The sequence below is a fragment of the Variovorax sp. PCZ-1 genome, from assembly GCF_018413605.1.
Taxonomy (GTDB): domain Bacteria; phylum Pseudomonadota; class Gammaproteobacteria; order Burkholderiales; family Burkholderiaceae_C; genus JANMDU01.
This window is the reverse complement of record NZ_JAHCDN010000003.1, coordinates 89,815-104,813: the sequence shown is the minus strand read 5'-3', so window position 1 is coordinate 104,813 and position 14,999 is coordinate 89,815. Positions and strand designations below refer to the sequence as shown.

Sequence of the window (14,999 nt, the reverse complement as noted above, 5' to 3'; positions counted from 1 at the left end):
CATAATGCTTTTGCAAATATTGCAAAAGCAAGGCGCATCCAGGATCAATCACTATGGATTTAGGCGATCTCCACACCTTCACCCGCGTGGTCGAGCTCGGCTCGCTCTCAGGCGCGGCGCGCGAAAGCGATGTGCCCGTGAGCCAGATTTCACGCGCGCTTGCGCGGCTGGAGGCGAAGCACAAAGTGCGCCTACTGCATCGCAGCACTCACGCGCTCTCGCTCACCGAAGCGGGGCAATCGCTGCTGGAGCATGGCAAGCGAATACTCGATAACTACGCACAATTTGAAGCCGATGTCGGCGATCACGGGCAGGTCGGCGGCGTGGTGAAACTTGCGGTCAGCCCAGCGATGGCGCATTACGTGATCGTGCCCAGTTTAGATGCCCTGGCAGAGCAACATCCGCGTTTGAGCGTGGAGCTGCATGTGGATGATCGTGTGGTGGATTTGGCGCAACATGGCATCGATCTGGCGATTCGCAGCGGCGACCCAGGCTCAGACACTTTGGTGGCACGCAAAATCGGCGAGCTTGGACGCCGCTTGTATGCATCACCGCAATACTTGGCCAAGCATGGCATGCCGACCAGCGTGGATGATCTTCAACACCACCGCCTGATTACCAGCAGCGTGCACCCTGCTTACAACCGCTGGCCCTTCATGATTGGCAGTGAGGCTCACGTACACGTTGCACGCGGGCACTACCGCGCCAACTCCACTGGCATCATGATGGGCATGGCACTCCAAAGTTTGGGTATCGTGCGCGCTGGCAATGTGGCGGCCGAGCCCATGGTTGCTGCTGGGCGCTTGGTGCGCGTGATGGATGCCCAAGTGGATTGCCAAACCATGCCCATCAACGCCGTCATGCTACAAGAGCGCCACCGCGCCCCCAAAATCCGCGCCTGTATTGATTTCTTTGCGCAATGGCTGGCGCAGCATTGATGTTTATTTGCTATAAATAAAATAGCACGTTGCGCAGATTCTATGCTGGCAAACGGCCTAAAACGCTTAAAAACTAATCCACAACCACAGGCACGCGCTGCGCCAGCGCGCACATGAGCTCGTAGCCGACCGTCTGCGCTTGGATGGCCACTTCGTCAATCGAGAGCACGGCGCCATTGGCTGCACGTCCCCAGAGCGTGACTGTGCTGCCGATACCAGCGCTGGGTAAATCAGTGATGTCTACCGTGATCATGTCCATGCTGACGCGGCCCACGGTGCGGCTGCGTATGCCGTCCACGAGCACAGGTGTGCCTTGCGCATTTGTGCCTTTGGCAATGCGCGGGTAGCCATCGGCATAGCCGCAGGCCACCACGCCAATGCGCATTGGCTTCTCAGCGACAAAAGCCGAGCCGTAGCCCACGCTGTCACCGGGTTGCAAATCTTGCGTTGCAATGATCTGGGCTTGCAGCGTCATCGCGGGTTGCAAATCCCAGTGGGCAATGTCGTGCTCTGGGTAGTCGGTGGAGCTGCCGTATTGCGCGATGCCGGGGCGAATCCAATCGGTGCGCAGCGCGTCGGCGGAGTAGCGCAGGGAAGCTGCGCTGTTGGAGAGCGATCTCTCGCCGGGCAAATCTTGCGTGGCTTCGTTGAACGCGGCCACTTGATGCGCGATGCCATCTTGCCCGAAGCGCTTCGCATCCGCATCGGAGAAATGCGTCATCAGCGTGATTTCTTCAACCTGCGTGAGCGCATTAAGCCGCGTCCAGGCGCTGCGGTAGCTGTATGGCTTGAAGCCCAGGCGGTTCATGCCGGAATTCATTTTGAGAAACACGCGGTGCGGCTCGTGCGTTTTGTGGGCGGCAAGCCAATCGATTTGTTCGCTGCAATGGATCGTGTGCCACAGGCCAAGGCGCGAGCAGAGCTCCAAATCACGCGGCTCGAAGCAGCCCTCCAAAAGCAGAATCGGCCCGCGCCAGCCCAAGGCGCGAATACGCTGCGCTTCTTCCAAATCCAGCAGCGCAAAGCCGTCTGCCCCGCGCAGGCCATCAAAGGCGCGCTCGATCCCGTGGCCATAAGCATTGGCTTTGACCACTGCCCAGACTTTGGCATCAGGCGCGGCAGCGCGGCAGCGCTCGATGTTGTGGCGCAGGGCGGCGGTGTGGATGGTGGCGAGGATGGGGCGCGGCATGGTGTGTCACTGTTCGGCGCTAGCTGGGCGCATCGTTTCCCCTAGTTTAGTCGGAGTGGATAAGTAAAGAAATGTCAACGCCACATGCTATAAACCGTCAGTCTGAATTTTTTGTTGTTGTTTGGAGAATGCGCCGCTTGTTACAAGCGCGCGCGCAACATGCAGGTTTTTGATTTCCTATTGCCCATTTTCACGGATTACGGCTACATCGCTGTCTTCGTCATGTTGCTTATTTGCGGCTTTGGCGTACCCGTGCCGGAGGATGTGACCCTCGTCACAGGCGGCGTGATCGCCGGCCTGGGTTATGCCAATCCGCATGTGATGTTTGCTGTAGGCATGGCGGGCGTGATGATTGGCGATGGCATCATGTTCAGCCTGGGGCGCTGGCATGGGCATCGCGTTATGAAACTACCTGTCTTTCGGCGAATTCTCACAGCCGAGCGCTTTGAGCAGGCACAGGGTGCGTTTGAAAAGTACGGCCGCTGGGTGATGTTTGTGGCGCGCTTTCTGCCTGGGCTGCGCACACCCGTGTTTTTCACCGCAGGCATGACGCGCAAGGTGAGTTTTGGCACTTGGTTTGTGATGGATGGCTTTGCGGCCCTGATCAGCGTGCCGATCTGGATTTACTTGGGCTACTTTGGCGCGCAAAACCGCGAGTGGCTGTTTGCAACTTTGAAGAAATTCCAGTTGGGCATTTTCTTCTTGCTCGGTGTCGGCGCCATCGCGCTGTTTATTTGGTGGCGCAAGAAAAAGCGCGCGGCCAAGTAGTCTGCCCGGCATCCGCCCTACACTCAAACTCAGGCCTGGCATACGCTAGGCGCTTCACTTTTTACACACCCCATGGGAATGTCCACTACCACGCTTGCTGCGTTGGGTCTTTTGCTGAATGCTCTTGCTTGGGGGCTGTCATGGTGGCCGTTTCGTGAGCTGCAAACCTTAGGCCTGCATCCGCTGTGGGCGAACACCGTGATTTACGGCATGGCCATTTTGGCGATCTTTGTCATGCGCCCACAGGCTTGGCGCGGCTTGATCAGCGTGCCCGCGCTTTGGCTGATTGCACTGGGTTCGGGGCTCACCAATGTGGGTTTCAATTGGGCTGTCACGGTGGGTGATGTGGTGCGCGTGGTGCTGCTGTTTTACATGATGCCTGTGTGGTCGATGCTGCTGGCTTGGCTGATTTTGGGCGAGCGGCCCACCAAGATGTCAGTCGCGCGCGTGCTGCTGGCGGTGGCGGGCGTGGCCATGGTGCTCAAAGCGCCCGAGTCGCCATGGCCTGTGCCAAACAGTTTGGCCGATTGGCTGGCGCTCATGGGTGGGTTTTGTTTTGCTTTGAACAACGCCATGCTGCGCCGTTTGCGCGAAACGCCCGGCGAGCAGCGCGCTTTTGCGATGTTTTTTGGTGGCGCCTTGCTGTCTTTCGCCATTGGCAGTATCGGCACCTGGCAAGGCAGCATCACGCCGCCTGTGATGCTGGGGGGCTTGGGCTGGATTTTGCTGATCGGTTTTGCTGTGCTCTTCTTGCTGAGCAACCTCACCTTGCAATACGGCGCAGCACGGCTCAAAGCCAGCACCACCAGCTTGATCATGCTCACGGAGATTTTGTTCGCCACGGCCTCATCTGTGGCGCTTGGTGTTTCGCAGCTGGAAAACCGCATCGTGCTCGGCGGTTCGCTGATCATTGCTGCTGCGATTTGGGCGGCTTGGGAAGAGCGGTAGCCTCAACTCAATCGCTGCACACCCGGCAATTCGCAGGCATAGATCGCATTGCGCAAGGCCGCGATGGCTTCATAGCGCGTGAAACTGCGCCGCCATGCCAGCACCACACGGCGGGTGGGTGGCGCGCCTTCGAAGGGGATGTAGCGCACATAGGGCAAATCATCTGGCTCTGATCTTGACGCTCTCTTTTTAGTAGCACTTTGCGCAGAATTCATGCCGGCCAAATGCCCTTTTGGCACTGAAAGTTGCGGCACAACCGTCACACCCATACCGGCGGCGACCATGTGTTTGATCGTCTCCAGCGAGGAGCCTTCAAAGCTTTTGCGGATGCCTTCCGCATTGCTTGAGAAGCGCGCAAACTCGGGGCAGACCTCGAGCACATGATCACGAAAGCAATGCCCATTGCCCAGCAGCAGCATGGTCTGCGCCTTGAGCTCTTCTGCTTCAATCGCATCTCGCGAAGCCAGCTCATGTGTGGAAGGCACAGCAATCATGAAAGGCTCATCGTAGAGCTGCGCTGTGGCCAAGCCGGTGTCGGGAAAGGGCTCGGCCAAAATCGCGCAATCGATCTCACCTGTGCGCAGCATCTCCAAAAGCTTCACGGTGAAATTCTCTTGCAGCATCAGCGGCATTTGCGGTGTGTGCGCAATCACTTGGCGCACCAAATCAGGCAGCAAATAAGGGCCGATGGTGTAGATCACACCGAGGCGCAAGCTTCCCGCTAAGGGATCTTTGCCACGCTTGGCGATTTCTTTGATCTGAGAAGCCTGCTCCAGCACGCTCTGCGCCTGCCGCACAATCTCTTCGCCCAGCGGCGTGACTGTCACTTCGTTGGCGCTGCGCTCAAACAGCTTGCAATCGAGCTCTTCTTCCAGCTTCTTGATCGAGACCGACAAGGTGGGCTGCGACACAAAGCATGCCTCGGCCGCATGGCCAAAATGCTTCTCGCGCGCGAGAGCCACGATGTATTTGAGCTCAGTAAGTGTCATGCGCAGATTTTGCAGCAAAAGCAAAAAGCCTGCGGTAAAAAATTTGCTATGTAATTAATAGCGCTTCGCGCAGATTCCTAGCCGGCTACATGCCAAAAAGGCTCAAATTATTCAACAAGCACGGGCGCGCCACTCTGCTGCGCAGCCATTTGCCCGATCACAAACACCTGCTCACCTAAGCCACTGAGCGTAGCCGCGCAGGCCACAGCATCAGCAGGGTCCACCACGACGATCATGCCGATGCCGTTGTTGAAGGTGCGGTTCATCTCAAAATCATCGATGCCAGCGGTTTGTTGCAGCCATGCGAAGAGCTCGGTTTGCGGCCAGCTGCCCTTTTTCAGATGTGCAGCGATGCCTTCGGGCAAGACGCGAGGGATATTTTCTAGCAAACCGCCGCCAGTGATGTGAGCCAGTGCCTTGATTGGATGAGCCTTCAGCGCAGCCAAGACATTCTTCACATACAAACGCGTTGGCATCATCAGCGCTTCTTTGAAGGGCTTACCATCCAGCGTGGCAGGCAGTTTACTCTCGTCGCGCTCAATGCCCGCGCCACAGGCGCGTTCAATACAGCTTCGCACGAGAGAAAAGCCATTGCTGTGCACGCCACTCGATGCCAGGCCAAGAATCACATCGCCAGCTTGCACATTCGGGCGCGGCAGCAATTTCGATTTCTCCGCTGCGCCCACGCAAAAGCCCGCTAAATCGTATTCGCCAGCGGGGTACATGCCGGGCATCTCAGCTGTCTCGCCGCCAATGAGTGCGCAGCCTGACAACTCGCAGCCCTTGGCAATGCCGCCGATCACTGCTGCTGCGGTATCCACATCCAGCTTGCCGCAGGCAAAGTAATCGAGGAAAAACAGCGGCTCTGCGCCTTGCACCAGCACATCGTTCACGCTCATGGCCACCAGATCGATGCCCACGGTGTCGTGCATATTCCATTCGAAAGCCAATTTCAGCTTCGTGCCCACGCCATCCGTGCCGCTCACCAGCACCGGCTCTTTGTAACGCTTTGGGATCTCAAACAGCGCGCCAAAGCCGCCAATGCCGCCCAAAACACCTTCACGCAGGGTGCGTTTGGCCAGCGGTTTGATGCGCTCAACAAGCGCGTCGCCTGCGTCAATATCAACGCCAGCGGCTTTGTAGGAGAGAGGGGAAGATGAATTGCTCATGATTTGATAGCTGCTCGCGCAGTAAATACGCCGGCGATATGGCAAAAAGGGCATGAAAACGGGTTAAAAACCTGCTTTAAACCCGTAAAATTGCTCGCGGAACTTCCCGATTGTAAGTTTTCAAGCCCTCGCCCTTGTATGCAGTTCACCAAAACACAAAAAACCGCAGCCGCTTGGAGTGTGATTGCTGCGGTCGTCGTCATCGTGGTCTGGCTGCTGGGGCCGGTGCTCACACCCTTTGTCGTGGCTGCTGTGTTGGCGTATGCGCTCACGCCGCTGGTCAACAAACTCGATCATGCCGGGCGCGGCAGATTGCCTCGCGTTTTGGCGGTGTTGATTGTGGAGCTGCTCTTTATCATCGCCGTGCTGGCGATTGCCTTGCTGATCGTGCCGATTTTGGCCAAAGAAATCCCACTGCTGCGCGAGCAATTGCCTGCTTTGGCTGAGCGGCTCAATGCTTGGGCGGCTCCTATGCTCAAAAGCTTGGGCGTCAATCTCACACTGGATGTGGACAGCATCAAAGCCTTTGTTTTGAAATATCTCAATGCCAATATCGAAGACGGTGTCGCAGCCCTGCTCTCTTCGCTCAAAGTGGGCGGCAGCTTCGCACTCACCTTGGTTGGTAATGCTATTTTGATTCCTGTGGCTTTGTTTTATCTGCTCATGGATTGGGAAAATTTCGTGAACCGCGCTGTGCAACTCGTGCCGCCGCGCCTACGCGCTGCGTACGACAGTTTCATGAACGAAGCCGACGAGGTGCTCGGGCAATACCTGCGCGGGCAGATGCTGGTGATGCTGATTTTGGCGGTGTATTTCAGCATTGGCTTGTCTCTTTTTGGCTTGGATCTGGCCTTGCCGATTGGCGTGTTTACTGGCCTCGCGATTTTTGTGCCGTATGTGGGCTTTGGTGTCGGCTTGGTGCTCGCGCTGCTCGCTGGGCTCTTAGAGTTTGCCTCCATCAAAGCTGTGATCATGGTGGCTGTGGTGTATGGCGCGGGGCAGCTGATGGAGAGCCTGGTACTTACGCCGCGCCTCGTGGGCGAGCGCATCGGCTTGCATCCGCTGGCGGTGATTTTTGCTTTGCTGGCCTTTGGTCAGCTTTTTGGTTTTGTCGGCGTGTTGATTGCGTTGCCCGCAAGTGCCGTGCTGTTGGTGGCGATTCGCCGCATTCGCGTGCAGTATCTGGCCTCAGATCTGTATCGTCACAAATGAAGCTCTCATGAAGCAAATTGCGCTCGATATCGCCCTCTCGCCCGCGCCCGCGCTGGCGAGCTTTCTGCCAGGGCCCAATGCCGCTGCGCTGGAGCACCTGCGGCTGTGGGTGGGAGAGGGCTCAGGCACGGGTGGCATTGCCAAACTGCGCTCCCCGGTGCCCACCTATCTCTGGGGCGAGAGCGCCAGCGGCAAATCGTATTTGCTCAAAGCTGTGCGCGAAGCCTTGCGCGATCAGGGTGGCGAAGTCGGCTGGCTCGATCCCTCCATCCACGAGCCACCCGAATTCAACCCGCGCTGGGTGGCCGTGATGCTCGATGATGTGCAGGGCTACAGCGCCGTGCAGCAGCATGCAGCGTTCAATTATTTCGTCAATGCGCAAACCGAGCAACGCTGGATCTTGGCCGCCGGCACGCTCCCGCCAGCGGACTTGCAACTGCGCGACGATCTGCGCACCCGCCTTGGCTGGGGTCATGTGTTCGCCCTGCAAGTGCTCACAGAAGCCGAGCGCCGCGCCGTGCTGCGCCAAGAAGCCGATGCACGCGGCATTTTCCTTTCCGACGAAGTGATGGATTTCATCCTCGCCCGCTTCTCGCGCGATCTCAACTCCCTCATGCAGCTCTTGCAGCAGCTCGACGGCTACTCGCTCGCCACCAAACGCGCGATCACCATCCCGCTGGTCAAGAGCATGCTGGAATCTTTGTAATCTTCATGCGTCTTGCTCTTTTCGATCTGGATCACACCCTTCTGCCCATCGACAGCGATCATGCTTGGGGCGAATACACGGTGCAGCGCGGCTGGCGCGATCCAGTGGCATTCAAAGCGCGCAATGATGCGTTTTATGAGAATTACAAGATCGGCAAGCTCGATCCTGTGGAGTATTTGATGTTTGCCACGGAGGCGATTCGCCAGCGTGGCGCTACTGAATCGATAGCACTTCGCGCAGACTATATGACGGCAGTTGTTGAAAAGCACATCAAAAAACCAGCGCTGGATTTGCTTGAAAAGCATCGCGCGGCAGGCGATGAGGTTTTGATGGTGACGGCAACCAATGAATTTGTGACAGAGCCAATCGCCAAGCGTTTTGGCATCGAACACTTGATCGCGGTGCAGCTCGAAGTGGGCGCGGATGGTTGGTACACCGGCCGCTCGCGTGGCACGCCCAGCTACCAAGCGGGCAAAGTCGAGCGCGTGAGACAATGGCTCTCTGAGCGGGGCAAGACTTGGGCTGATGTCAGCCACAGCACCTTCTACTCCGACAGCATGAACGACCTGCCTTTGCTCGAGCATGTGACTGAGCCCGTGGCGACCAACCCCGATCCGCGACTGCGCACTTTGGCCACAGAGCGTGGCTGGAAAATCATCGATCTCTTCCAATGATCAAAAAACTAATAGAAAAATTGATGGCGCCACGTGTCGTCAAAACGCCCAAGCCCAAGTTTGGCAAGCGCGTTGACATCGCGCAGGCCGAGCACGGTATCAACCGTGATTTGGTCGATGCCAAGGCCTGGGAAGTCGTCACCACGCTCAAAGATGCAGGCTTTGAAGCTTTCATCGTGGGCGGTGCAGTGCGTGATTTGCTGCTGGGTTTGCGACCCAAAGATTTTGATGTGGCCACGAATGCTGAGCCAGAAGAAGTCAAACGCTTGTTCAAACGCGCCTTCATCATCGGGCGGCGCTTTCGCATCGTGCATGTGGTGTATGGGCGCGGGCGCGAGCATGAGGTGATTGAGGTCTCCACCTTCCGCGCACACTTGGACAGCGCGGATGCAAGCCAAGTCAGCGGCAACGAAAAAACCTCCAAGGCTGCGCTCTCAGGCATGCAGCATGCAGTGGATGCCAGTGGCCGTGTGCTGCGCGACAACGTCTGGGGACCGATGGAAGAAGATGCTGCGCGACGCGATTTCACGATCAACGCGATGTATTACGACCCTGAGACACAGGTGGTGGTGGACTATCACAAAGGCATCGACGACATTCACAAAAAGCGCATCAAGATAATTGGTGAGCCAGAAGCGCGCTATCGTGAAGACCCCGTGCGCATCATTCGCGCTGCACGTTTTGCAGCAAAACTGGCCGCGAGCGGCTTCAAGATTGAGCCCAAAACGGCCAAGCCTTTGACCGAAATGCTCAAGCTGCTGAAAGACGTGCCACAAAGCCGCATGTTTGACGAGATGCTGAAATTCTTGCAAACCGGCCACGGCATTGCCAGCATCCAAGTGCTGCGCGAGCTGGGCTTGGCCAAAGGCATTTATCCGCTGCTTGATTTGATCGTCGCACGTGCCGATGAGCCCATGATCAAGACAGCATTGCAAGACACCGACAAACGCATCGCGCAAGACAAAGGCGTGAGCCCCAGCTACCTGCTGGCCTGCGTGCTCTGGCGCGATGTGAATGATGTGTGGGCAAAAAAGAAAGCACGTGGCGAGCATCCCTTCCCTGCGCTGCAAGACGCGATTGATGAAGTGTTCAACACCCGCATCGGCGATGTGAGCGGCCGAGGCAAGCTCGCCGCCGACATGCGAGAAATCTGGATGATGCAGCCGCGCTTTGACAAACGCACCAGCAGCTCCGTCTTCAGCTTGGTCGAGCATCTGCGCTTCAGAGCCGGCTACGACTTTCTGCGTTTGCGTGCTGAGACAGGCGAAGTGGCCGTGAGCCTCGCAGATTGGTGGCTGGAGTTTTCAGAAGCTGATCAAGCGGGCAGAGAAGATTTGGCCAAACAGGCCCGCGAAGAGCAAAAAACAGCGCCTAAAGTTGTCAAGGCGGTCAAATCGCAGCGCGCCTCTGTAGCCGTGCCTAACGAAGCTTTGAATGAATCAGAGGCAGCATCAGAAAATGATGCGCCAGATGCGCCAGATGCGCCCAAAAAACGGCGCCGCCGCAAGCGCAAGCCACCGGCAAGCACAGGGGATAACTTCGCAGCTGTCAGCGAGCCAAAGCCTCAAGAAACCTGATGTCAGATATCGAGCTGAGCATTTGGGCGGCCATGTTGGGCGCCTTGCTGACGTTCTTTGGCGCAGCCTTAGCAGATGCCATCCGTCACCCCACGATAGCAGCAGGGCGCGCCTTGTGCTTCATTGCGCTGGTGGGGACAAGTGCCATGCTCATGAGCGGCTGGGTAGAGCATGTGTGGCACATTGAGCAAGGCGCGTGGCTGATTCCTGCCAAAGTGACCCTGGGGCCTTTGAGCGGGGCTTTGGCTTTGTTTTATTTGGGCATTTGGTTTGGCAATCTGGCGCAAGATCCGTGGTTGGATGGGCTGATTCACTGGGGTAGTTTGGCGCAATGTTTGGCAGCGGGCGCCTTGTTAGTCGCTGTGGTGCTCTGGCCAGATCAGGGGCGCAGTTTTTTAGTCGCGGCACTTTTCGTCAACCTGATATCAGTCGTCTTGGCTTTGGCTGCTTCAGCGCGAGGCATCGCATTGGGTGATCGTTTGGCCATACCGATGCTGGCCGGTTGCGTGTGCTTGGGGCTGATGGTGATCGGTTTGTACGCCAAAGGCTTAGGCTGGGCATCCTCCAACCTGCTGTGGGCATTAACGGCGATCTGCGGCATTGTTTATTTTCTGGTGACCACCGTGCTGACGATTCAACGCAATCGCCAAAGGCGATTGCTCAGTCGTATGTCTGAAGGTGTTGCCAAAACCGATGAAATCACCGGCCTGCCAGTCGGCGGCACGCTGCTGAGCAAGATCGACGACGCGCTGTGGCGCAGCGTACAAAATGAGCGTGAATGTGCTGTGGTGGCCGTATGGGTGGATAACTTGTACACCTTGAACGATGAACTGGACAGCTCGGTAGAGCACGAAATTCGCCATGTGCTGTCTGCAAGGATTCGGCGCGCGATTGGGTTTCGTCATACCCTCGGCTTGCAACAAGCACGCTGCTTTATCGCGGGTATTTCAACGATCAGTCATCGGCAGCGTGTGAACGACAAACTCTCGGAGTTGACGCCGTATTTACAGCGACCCATGCAAGTGGGTGTGATGATTGGCAAAACCATGCCGTTCACGCCGCAGATAGGTATTGGTGTGGTGTTTGTGGGTTTGGGGCATATGACGGATCCCTTGAGTGCCATGGATCATGCGCAGACACTGGCTAAGCGGGCGCGTCGTGAGCACTCGCACCTCTTGTTTGAAGAGGCGAACCCAACAACACATGTGACTTCGCGCAGGCCATTGACTGAAGAAGCCCAATGAAATCCAGCGGGCTCGTGCGGCTTTGAATCAACTGTGAGCGACGCCCTTGCTTCAAGCGCGAGGGAAAGTGTCTGGCAGCAAGATGCCTTGATCGACGGTGTTGATATCCGTCTTCCCGCAAAACGCCATCGTGAGATCGAGCTCTTTGTGGATGATCTCTAGCGCTTTCGTCACGCCAGCAAGACCTGCTGCGCCCAAGCCATGCAGCCAAGCGCGGCCAATGAGGGTGCCTTGTGCGCCTAGGGCGCGGGCTTTGAGCACGTCTTGGCCGCTGCGGATGCCGCCGTCCATCCACACCTCAATGTTTTTGCCGACAGCTTGAGCGATGGCAGGCAGCGCAGTGATGGAAGAAGGCGCGCCATCAAGCTGGCGGCCGCCGTGGTTGGAGACGATGAGGGCATCTGCACCGCTCTCTACCGCAAGCCGAGCGTCTTCCACATCTTGGATGCCTTTCAAAATGATCTTGCCCCCCCAGCGCTTTTTGATCCATTCCACATCGCCCCAATTGAGGCGTGGATCGAACTGCTGGCTCGTCCATGCGGAGAGGCTGCTCATGTTGTCCACGCCCTTCACATGGCCAACGATGTTGCCGAAATCGCGGCGCTTGGTGCCGAGCATTCCCATGCACCATGCGGGTTTGGTCATCATGTTCATGATGTTGGGCAGGGTGAGTTTGGGCGGGGCAGACAGGCCGTTTTTGATGTCTTTGTGGCGTTGGCCCAGAATTTGCAGATCGAGCGTGATTTGCAGCGCGGAGCAATTCGCGGCTTTGGCGCGGTCAATCAAACGCTCGATGAAATCACGGTCTCGCAGCACATACATTTGAAACCAGAAGGGATGGCGGTTCGTGGCCTCTGCTACATCTTCAATCGAGCAGATGCTCATGGTGGAAAGTGTGAAGGGAATGCCGAAGGCCTTGGCCGCGAGCGCGCCTAGGATTTCGCCATCGGCATGCTGCATACCCGTCAAACCCGTTGGCGCTATGGCGACGGGCATCGCCACTTGCTCGCCAATCATCGTGGTCTTGGTCGTGCGGCCTTCCATGTTCACCGCCACGCGCTGGCGCAGCTTGATGCTTTGGAAATCGGCGCTGTTGGCGCGGTAGGTGCTCTCCGTCCATGAGCCGGAATCGCAATAGTCGTAAAACATGCGCGGGGCGCGCTTCTCGTGCATGATGCGCAGGTCTTCGATGCAGGTGACTTTGGAAAGATCGGGCATGGCTATGTCTCAAATGATTTTGGAATGCCTTGATCCTAGCCCAAGCCTGCGCTGGGCGGTTTGAAATACTGCTCGGGGCGTGTGAAATTATTTGACGACTGCGGAGGCTGATTTCACAACAGCCATTTTCATGGCCGCGCCACGCACTTCAAACTTCACTTCATCGAGCACGCGGCCTTGCGCGTCTGCCAGTTGCAGCGTGTGGCGGCCAGGCATGGGCAGCCATTGTTTATGGTTCGCATCGCCCAAGCTTTTGCCATTGAGCAGCCATTGCGCTGCATCACCCTTCGCTTTGAAGTGCAAGCGCTGATGGCGCGGCGGGATATCTGGATCGAGCGCGATGATCGTGCCAGCAGCGGGAGAGGTGATCTGTGCAATCTGATTTTTCTCTGTGTTTTTAAGGCTTTTTTGGCTGTTCACCGTTATAGATGCTGCGCGAAGTGCTATTGATTTAGGAGTATTTGTGGACTCTCTTGCGAACTGCACCTGCTGCGTGCCGCTGACAAACCATTCTTGGCGCGGCGCTTCAAGCATCTGCGCGCCTTGTGCAGAAAAATTCACACCCTCGCGTACAAGGCCCGCAGGCGGCTGCGGTGCGCGACTTGGCGTGCGCTCATGCAGGTAGCTCATGATGCTCGCCCACACAGGAGCTGCGCCTGAGACGCCGCTCACATCCCACATGCTCGCGCCGCTGGCATTGCCCACCCACACGCCTACCGTGTATTTCTGCGAGTAGCCCACAGCCCAGTTATCTCGCATGTCTTTGCTGGTGCCGGTTTTCACGGCGCTCCAAAAGCGGGTGGCGAGTACGTTGTCTGTGCCGAAGGTGCGGGCTCGTGCATTGCCATCGCTCATGATGTCACTCACGATGAAGGCGGCTTGCGGGTTGATCACGGTTTGTGCAGGTGCGGCAGCAGTCTTTACAAAACTGCTTTCTGAATACTGCCCGCCATTCGCTAAAGCACGATAAGCATTGGTGAGCGAGAGGAGCGACACATCCGCACTGCCCAGCGCCAAGCTGTAGCCGTAAAAATCGCCTTCGTTTTTCAGAGGCAGACCGAGCTTGCGCAATTGCTTGGCAAACGCATCGGGTGAGACCATCACCAATGTGCGCACGGCGGGCACATTGAGCGATGCGCCAAGCGCTGTGCGGGTGGACACCCAGCCTTTGAAGCTGCGGTCATAGTTTTGCGGAATGTAGAGGCCGCTTGCTGTGGGAATGTGTGCAGAAGAGTCTTCGAGCAATGAAGCCGCAGTGATGCGCTGCTCCTGAATAGCTTGCGCATAGAGAAATGGCTTGAGCGTTGAGCCCGCTTGGCGCAGCGCAGCAGCGGCATCGACCTCCTGCGCAGTGCCCAGCTCGCCCGATGAGCCCACATAGGCGAGCACTTGGCCGCTCGCGTTATCCAGCACCACCACCGCGCCATCTTGCACGTTGCGGCCACGCAGCTCGCGCAGATGCTGTTGCAAGCTTTGCAAAGCTTGGCGCTGCAAAGCTGCATCGAGCGTGCTGCGCTGATCGACCTTTGCTTTCGCCAATAGCCGCCGCGCCGCATGCGGCGCGATGCCATCGCTGGCTTCCCAAGCTTTGCGAGGCAATACAGCTTGCGTGAGCGCAGCCAATGCCGCGCAATCCGCATCGTTTGTGGGCTGCATGCTGCGGAGCACGCCGCAAGCCCGGCTCGCCACAGTTTGTGCCTTCGCATTGGGCGCACGCACGAGCGCGGCGGCAATCGCAGCCTCTCTCGCATCCAGCCCATGCGCAGCTTTGTCAAACAGCGTGCGCGATAGCGCATCAATGCCCTGAATCTCTCCGCGAAACGGCACGAGATTCAAATACGCTTCCAAGATTTGATCTTTGCGCCAACTGCGCTCTAGAGAAGTGGCAGAAATCGCTTGGCCTGCTTTGCCGAAAATGTTTTTCCGTTCGCTACCTGTACGTGGGCCTTCATCAATCAAGCTGGCGAGCTGCATCGAAAGAGTTGACGCGCCACGCGTGCGCTGATTGAGCAAATTGCCCCAAGCAGCAGCAGACACAGCTTTCCAATCCACACCGCTGTGCTCGTAAAAGCGCTTGTCTTCACTCAGCACCATGGCTTCTCGTAAAGCTGGCGACATATCGGCCAGTGCAATCCATTCACCGCGCCGCACTTGCGCGTTCACACGCATGCGATGCAGCTTCTGGCCATGGCGATCCAGTAGCCAGGCTTCAGAGGCTTTGGTTTCTTGTTTTACATGCTCAAAACTGCCACTCGCCGGCATGGAGTGTGCGTTAAACGCTACAAAAACGATAGTGTAAATTGGACTCGCAAGAATAGAACGCAAAAGACGCAGAGGAAACGCAAAAGACGCAAAAGAAGAAACCAA

General features: G+C 57.2%; 13 protein-coding genes. 8 read left to right on the top strand and 5 right to left on the bottom strand.

The genetic code is table 11. From position 1 onward, the window contains the following. Nucleotides 1-53: 53 nt before the first annotated feature. Entirely contained in the window at nt 54-938 is an 885-nt protein-coding gene (locus KIH26_RS13865; protein WP_213446249.1) for a LysR family transcriptional regulator, read from the top strand. 73 nt (nt 939-1,011) lie between these two features. Here the strand turns inward: KIH26_RS13865 and alr are convergent, their stop codons facing one another. Further along, nucleotides 1,012-2,127, bottom strand: a complete 1,116-nt coding sequence (alr, locus tag KIH26_RS13860) for an alanine racemase (RefSeq protein ID WP_213446247.1) — start codon at nt 2,125-2,127, stop codon at nt 1,012-1,014. A 159-nt stretch (nt 2,128-2,286) separates the two neighbouring features. Between alr and KIH26_RS13855 the strand changes: the two genes are divergently transcribed. Both KIH26_RS13855 and KIH26_RS13850 read left to right on the top strand, forming a co-directional pair. Further along, a complete protein-coding gene (locus KIH26_RS13855; RefSeq protein ID WP_213446245.1) occupies nt 2,287-2,895 on the top strand; it encodes a DedA family protein in 609 nt (202 codons plus the stop codon). A 72-nt stretch (nt 2,896-2,967) separates the two neighbouring features. After that, entirely contained in the window at nt 2,968-3,843 is an 876-nt protein-coding gene (locus tag KIH26_RS13850; protein WP_249661303.1) for a DMT family transporter, read from the top strand. Between the two features lie 2 nt (nt 3,844-3,845). On the opposite strand, the gene KIH26_RS13845 is transcribed toward KIH26_RS13850, so the two are convergent. Both KIH26_RS13845 and purM read right to left on the bottom strand, forming a co-directional pair. Beyond that, nucleotides 3,846-4,832 carry a hydrogen peroxide-inducible genes activator gene (locus KIH26_RS13845; protein ID WP_213446243.1) on the bottom strand — a complete coding sequence of 329 codons (987 nt, stop codon included), beginning with the start codon at nt 4,830-4,832 and terminating at the stop codon, nt 3,846-3,848. Between the two features lie 107 nt (nt 4,833-4,939). After that, nucleotides 4,940-6,001 (bottom strand): phosphoribosylformylglycinamidine cyclo-ligase, encoded by a 1,062-nt coding sequence (gene purM, locus KIH26_RS13840; protein WP_213446241.1) that lies wholly within the window; start codon nt 5,999-6,001, stop codon nt 4,940-4,942. A 138-nt stretch (nt 6,002-6,139) separates the two neighbouring features. Here purM and KIH26_RS13835 point away from each other — a divergent pair, with 138 nt between their 5' ends. From KIH26_RS13835 to KIH26_RS13815, 5 genes are read left to right on the top strand one after another with little or no spacing between them, the layout of a single operon-like run. Further along, the gene (locus KIH26_RS13835; protein WP_213446240.1) at nt 6,140-7,213 is read left to right on the top strand and encodes an AI-2E family transporter; all 1,074 of its coding nucleotides are present in this window, start codon (nt 6,140-6,142) and stop codon (nt 7,211-7,213) included. A gap of 7 nt (nt 7,214-7,220) precedes the next feature. Next, nucleotides 7,221-7,919, top strand: coding sequence for a DnaA regulatory inactivator Hda (hda, locus tag KIH26_RS13830; protein WP_213446239.1), 699 nt, complete (start codon nt 7,221-7,223; stop codon nt 7,917-7,919). 5 nt (nt 7,920-7,924) lie between these two features. Continuing rightward, nucleotides 7,925-8,593, top strand: a complete 669-nt coding sequence (locus tag KIH26_RS13825; protein WP_213446238.1) for a histidinol-phosphatase — start codon at nt 7,925-7,927, stop codon at nt 8,591-8,593. Further along, nucleotides 8,590-10,170, top strand: coding sequence for a polynucleotide adenylyltransferase PcnB (pcnB, locus tag KIH26_RS13820; RefSeq protein WP_213446237.1), 1,581 nt, complete (start codon nt 8,590-8,592; stop codon nt 10,168-10,170). Before KIH26_RS13825 ends, pcnB begins: the two co-directional genes overlap by 4 nt. After that, the gene (locus KIH26_RS13815) at nt 10,170-11,414 is read left to right on the top strand and encodes an EAL domain-containing protein (RefSeq protein WP_213446235.1); all 1,245 of its coding nucleotides are present in this window, start codon (nt 10,170-10,172) and stop codon (nt 11,412-11,414) included. The genes pcnB and KIH26_RS13815 overlap by 1 nt, the downstream gene beginning before the upstream one ends. A 51-nt stretch (nt 11,415-11,465) precedes the next feature. On the opposite strand, the gene KIH26_RS13810 is transcribed toward KIH26_RS13815, so the two are convergent. Together KIH26_RS13810 and pbpC are read right to left on the bottom strand one after the other, a co-directional pair. Continuing rightward, complete coding sequence (locus KIH26_RS13810; RefSeq protein WP_213446233.1) at nt 11,466-12,632, bottom strand: alpha-hydroxy acid oxidase; 1,167 nt, start codon at nt 12,630-12,632, stop codon at nt 11,466-11,468. Nucleotides 12,633-12,719: 87 nt separating this feature from the next. Next, nucleotides 12,720-14,894 carry a penicillin-binding protein 1C gene (gene pbpC / locus KIH26_RS13805; RefSeq protein ID WP_249661297.1) on the bottom strand — a complete coding sequence of 725 codons (2,175 nt, stop codon included), beginning with the start codon at nt 14,892-14,894 and terminating at the stop codon, nt 12,720-12,722. Nucleotides 14,895-14,999 lie beyond the last annotated feature (105 nt).

What these genes read in the sequence shown, in the direction of transcription:
- pbpC (WP_249661297.1), bottom strand. Translation starts at nt 14,894, where the DNA reads ATGCCGGCGAGTGGCAGTTTTGAGCATGTAAAACAAGAAACCAAAGCC.
- KIH26_RS13810 (WP_213446233.1), bottom strand. Translation starts at nt 12,632, where the DNA reads ATGCCCGATCTTTCCAAAGTCACCTGCATCGAAGACCTGCGCATCATG.
- KIH26_RS13845 (WP_213446243.1), bottom strand. Translation starts at nt 4,832, where the DNA reads ATGACACTTACTGAGCTCAAATACATCGTGGCTCTCGCGCGCGAGAAG.
- KIH26_RS13815 (WP_213446235.1), top strand. Translation starts at nt 10,170, where the DNA reads ATGTCAGATATCGAGCTGAGCATTTGGGCGGCCATGTTGGGCGCCTTG.
- KIH26_RS13850 (WP_249661303.1), top strand. Translation starts at nt 2,968, where the DNA reads ATGGGAATGTCCACTACCACGCTTGCTGCGTTGGGTCTTTTGCTGAAT.
- pcnB (WP_213446237.1), top strand. Translation starts at nt 8,590, where the DNA reads ATGATCAAAAAACTAATAGAAAAATTGATGGCGCCACGTGTCGTCAAA.
- KIH26_RS13825 (WP_213446238.1), top strand. Translation starts at nt 7,925, where the DNA reads ATGCGTCTTGCTCTTTTCGATCTGGATCACACCCTTCTGCCCATCGAC.
- KIH26_RS13865 (WP_213446249.1), top strand. Translation starts at nt 54, where the DNA reads ATGGATTTAGGCGATCTCCACACCTTCACCCGCGTGGTCGAGCTCGGC.
- alr (WP_213446247.1), bottom strand. Translation starts at nt 2,127, where the DNA reads ATGCCGCGCCCCATCCTCGCCACCATCCACACCGCCGCCCTGCGCCAC.
- purM (WP_213446241.1), bottom strand. Translation starts at nt 6,001, where the DNA reads ATGAGCAATTCATCTTCCCCTCTCTCCTACAAAGCCGCTGGCGTTGAT.
- KIH26_RS13835 (WP_213446240.1), top strand. Translation starts at nt 6,140, where the DNA reads ATGCAGTTCACCAAAACACAAAAAACCGCAGCCGCTTGGAGTGTGATT.
- hda (WP_213446239.1), top strand. Translation starts at nt 7,221, where the DNA reads ATGAAGCAAATTGCGCTCGATATCGCCCTCTCGCCCGCGCCCGCGCTG.
- KIH26_RS13855 (WP_213446245.1), top strand. Translation starts at nt 2,287, where the DNA reads ATGCAGGTTTTTGATTTCCTATTGCCCATTTTCACGGATTACGGCTAC.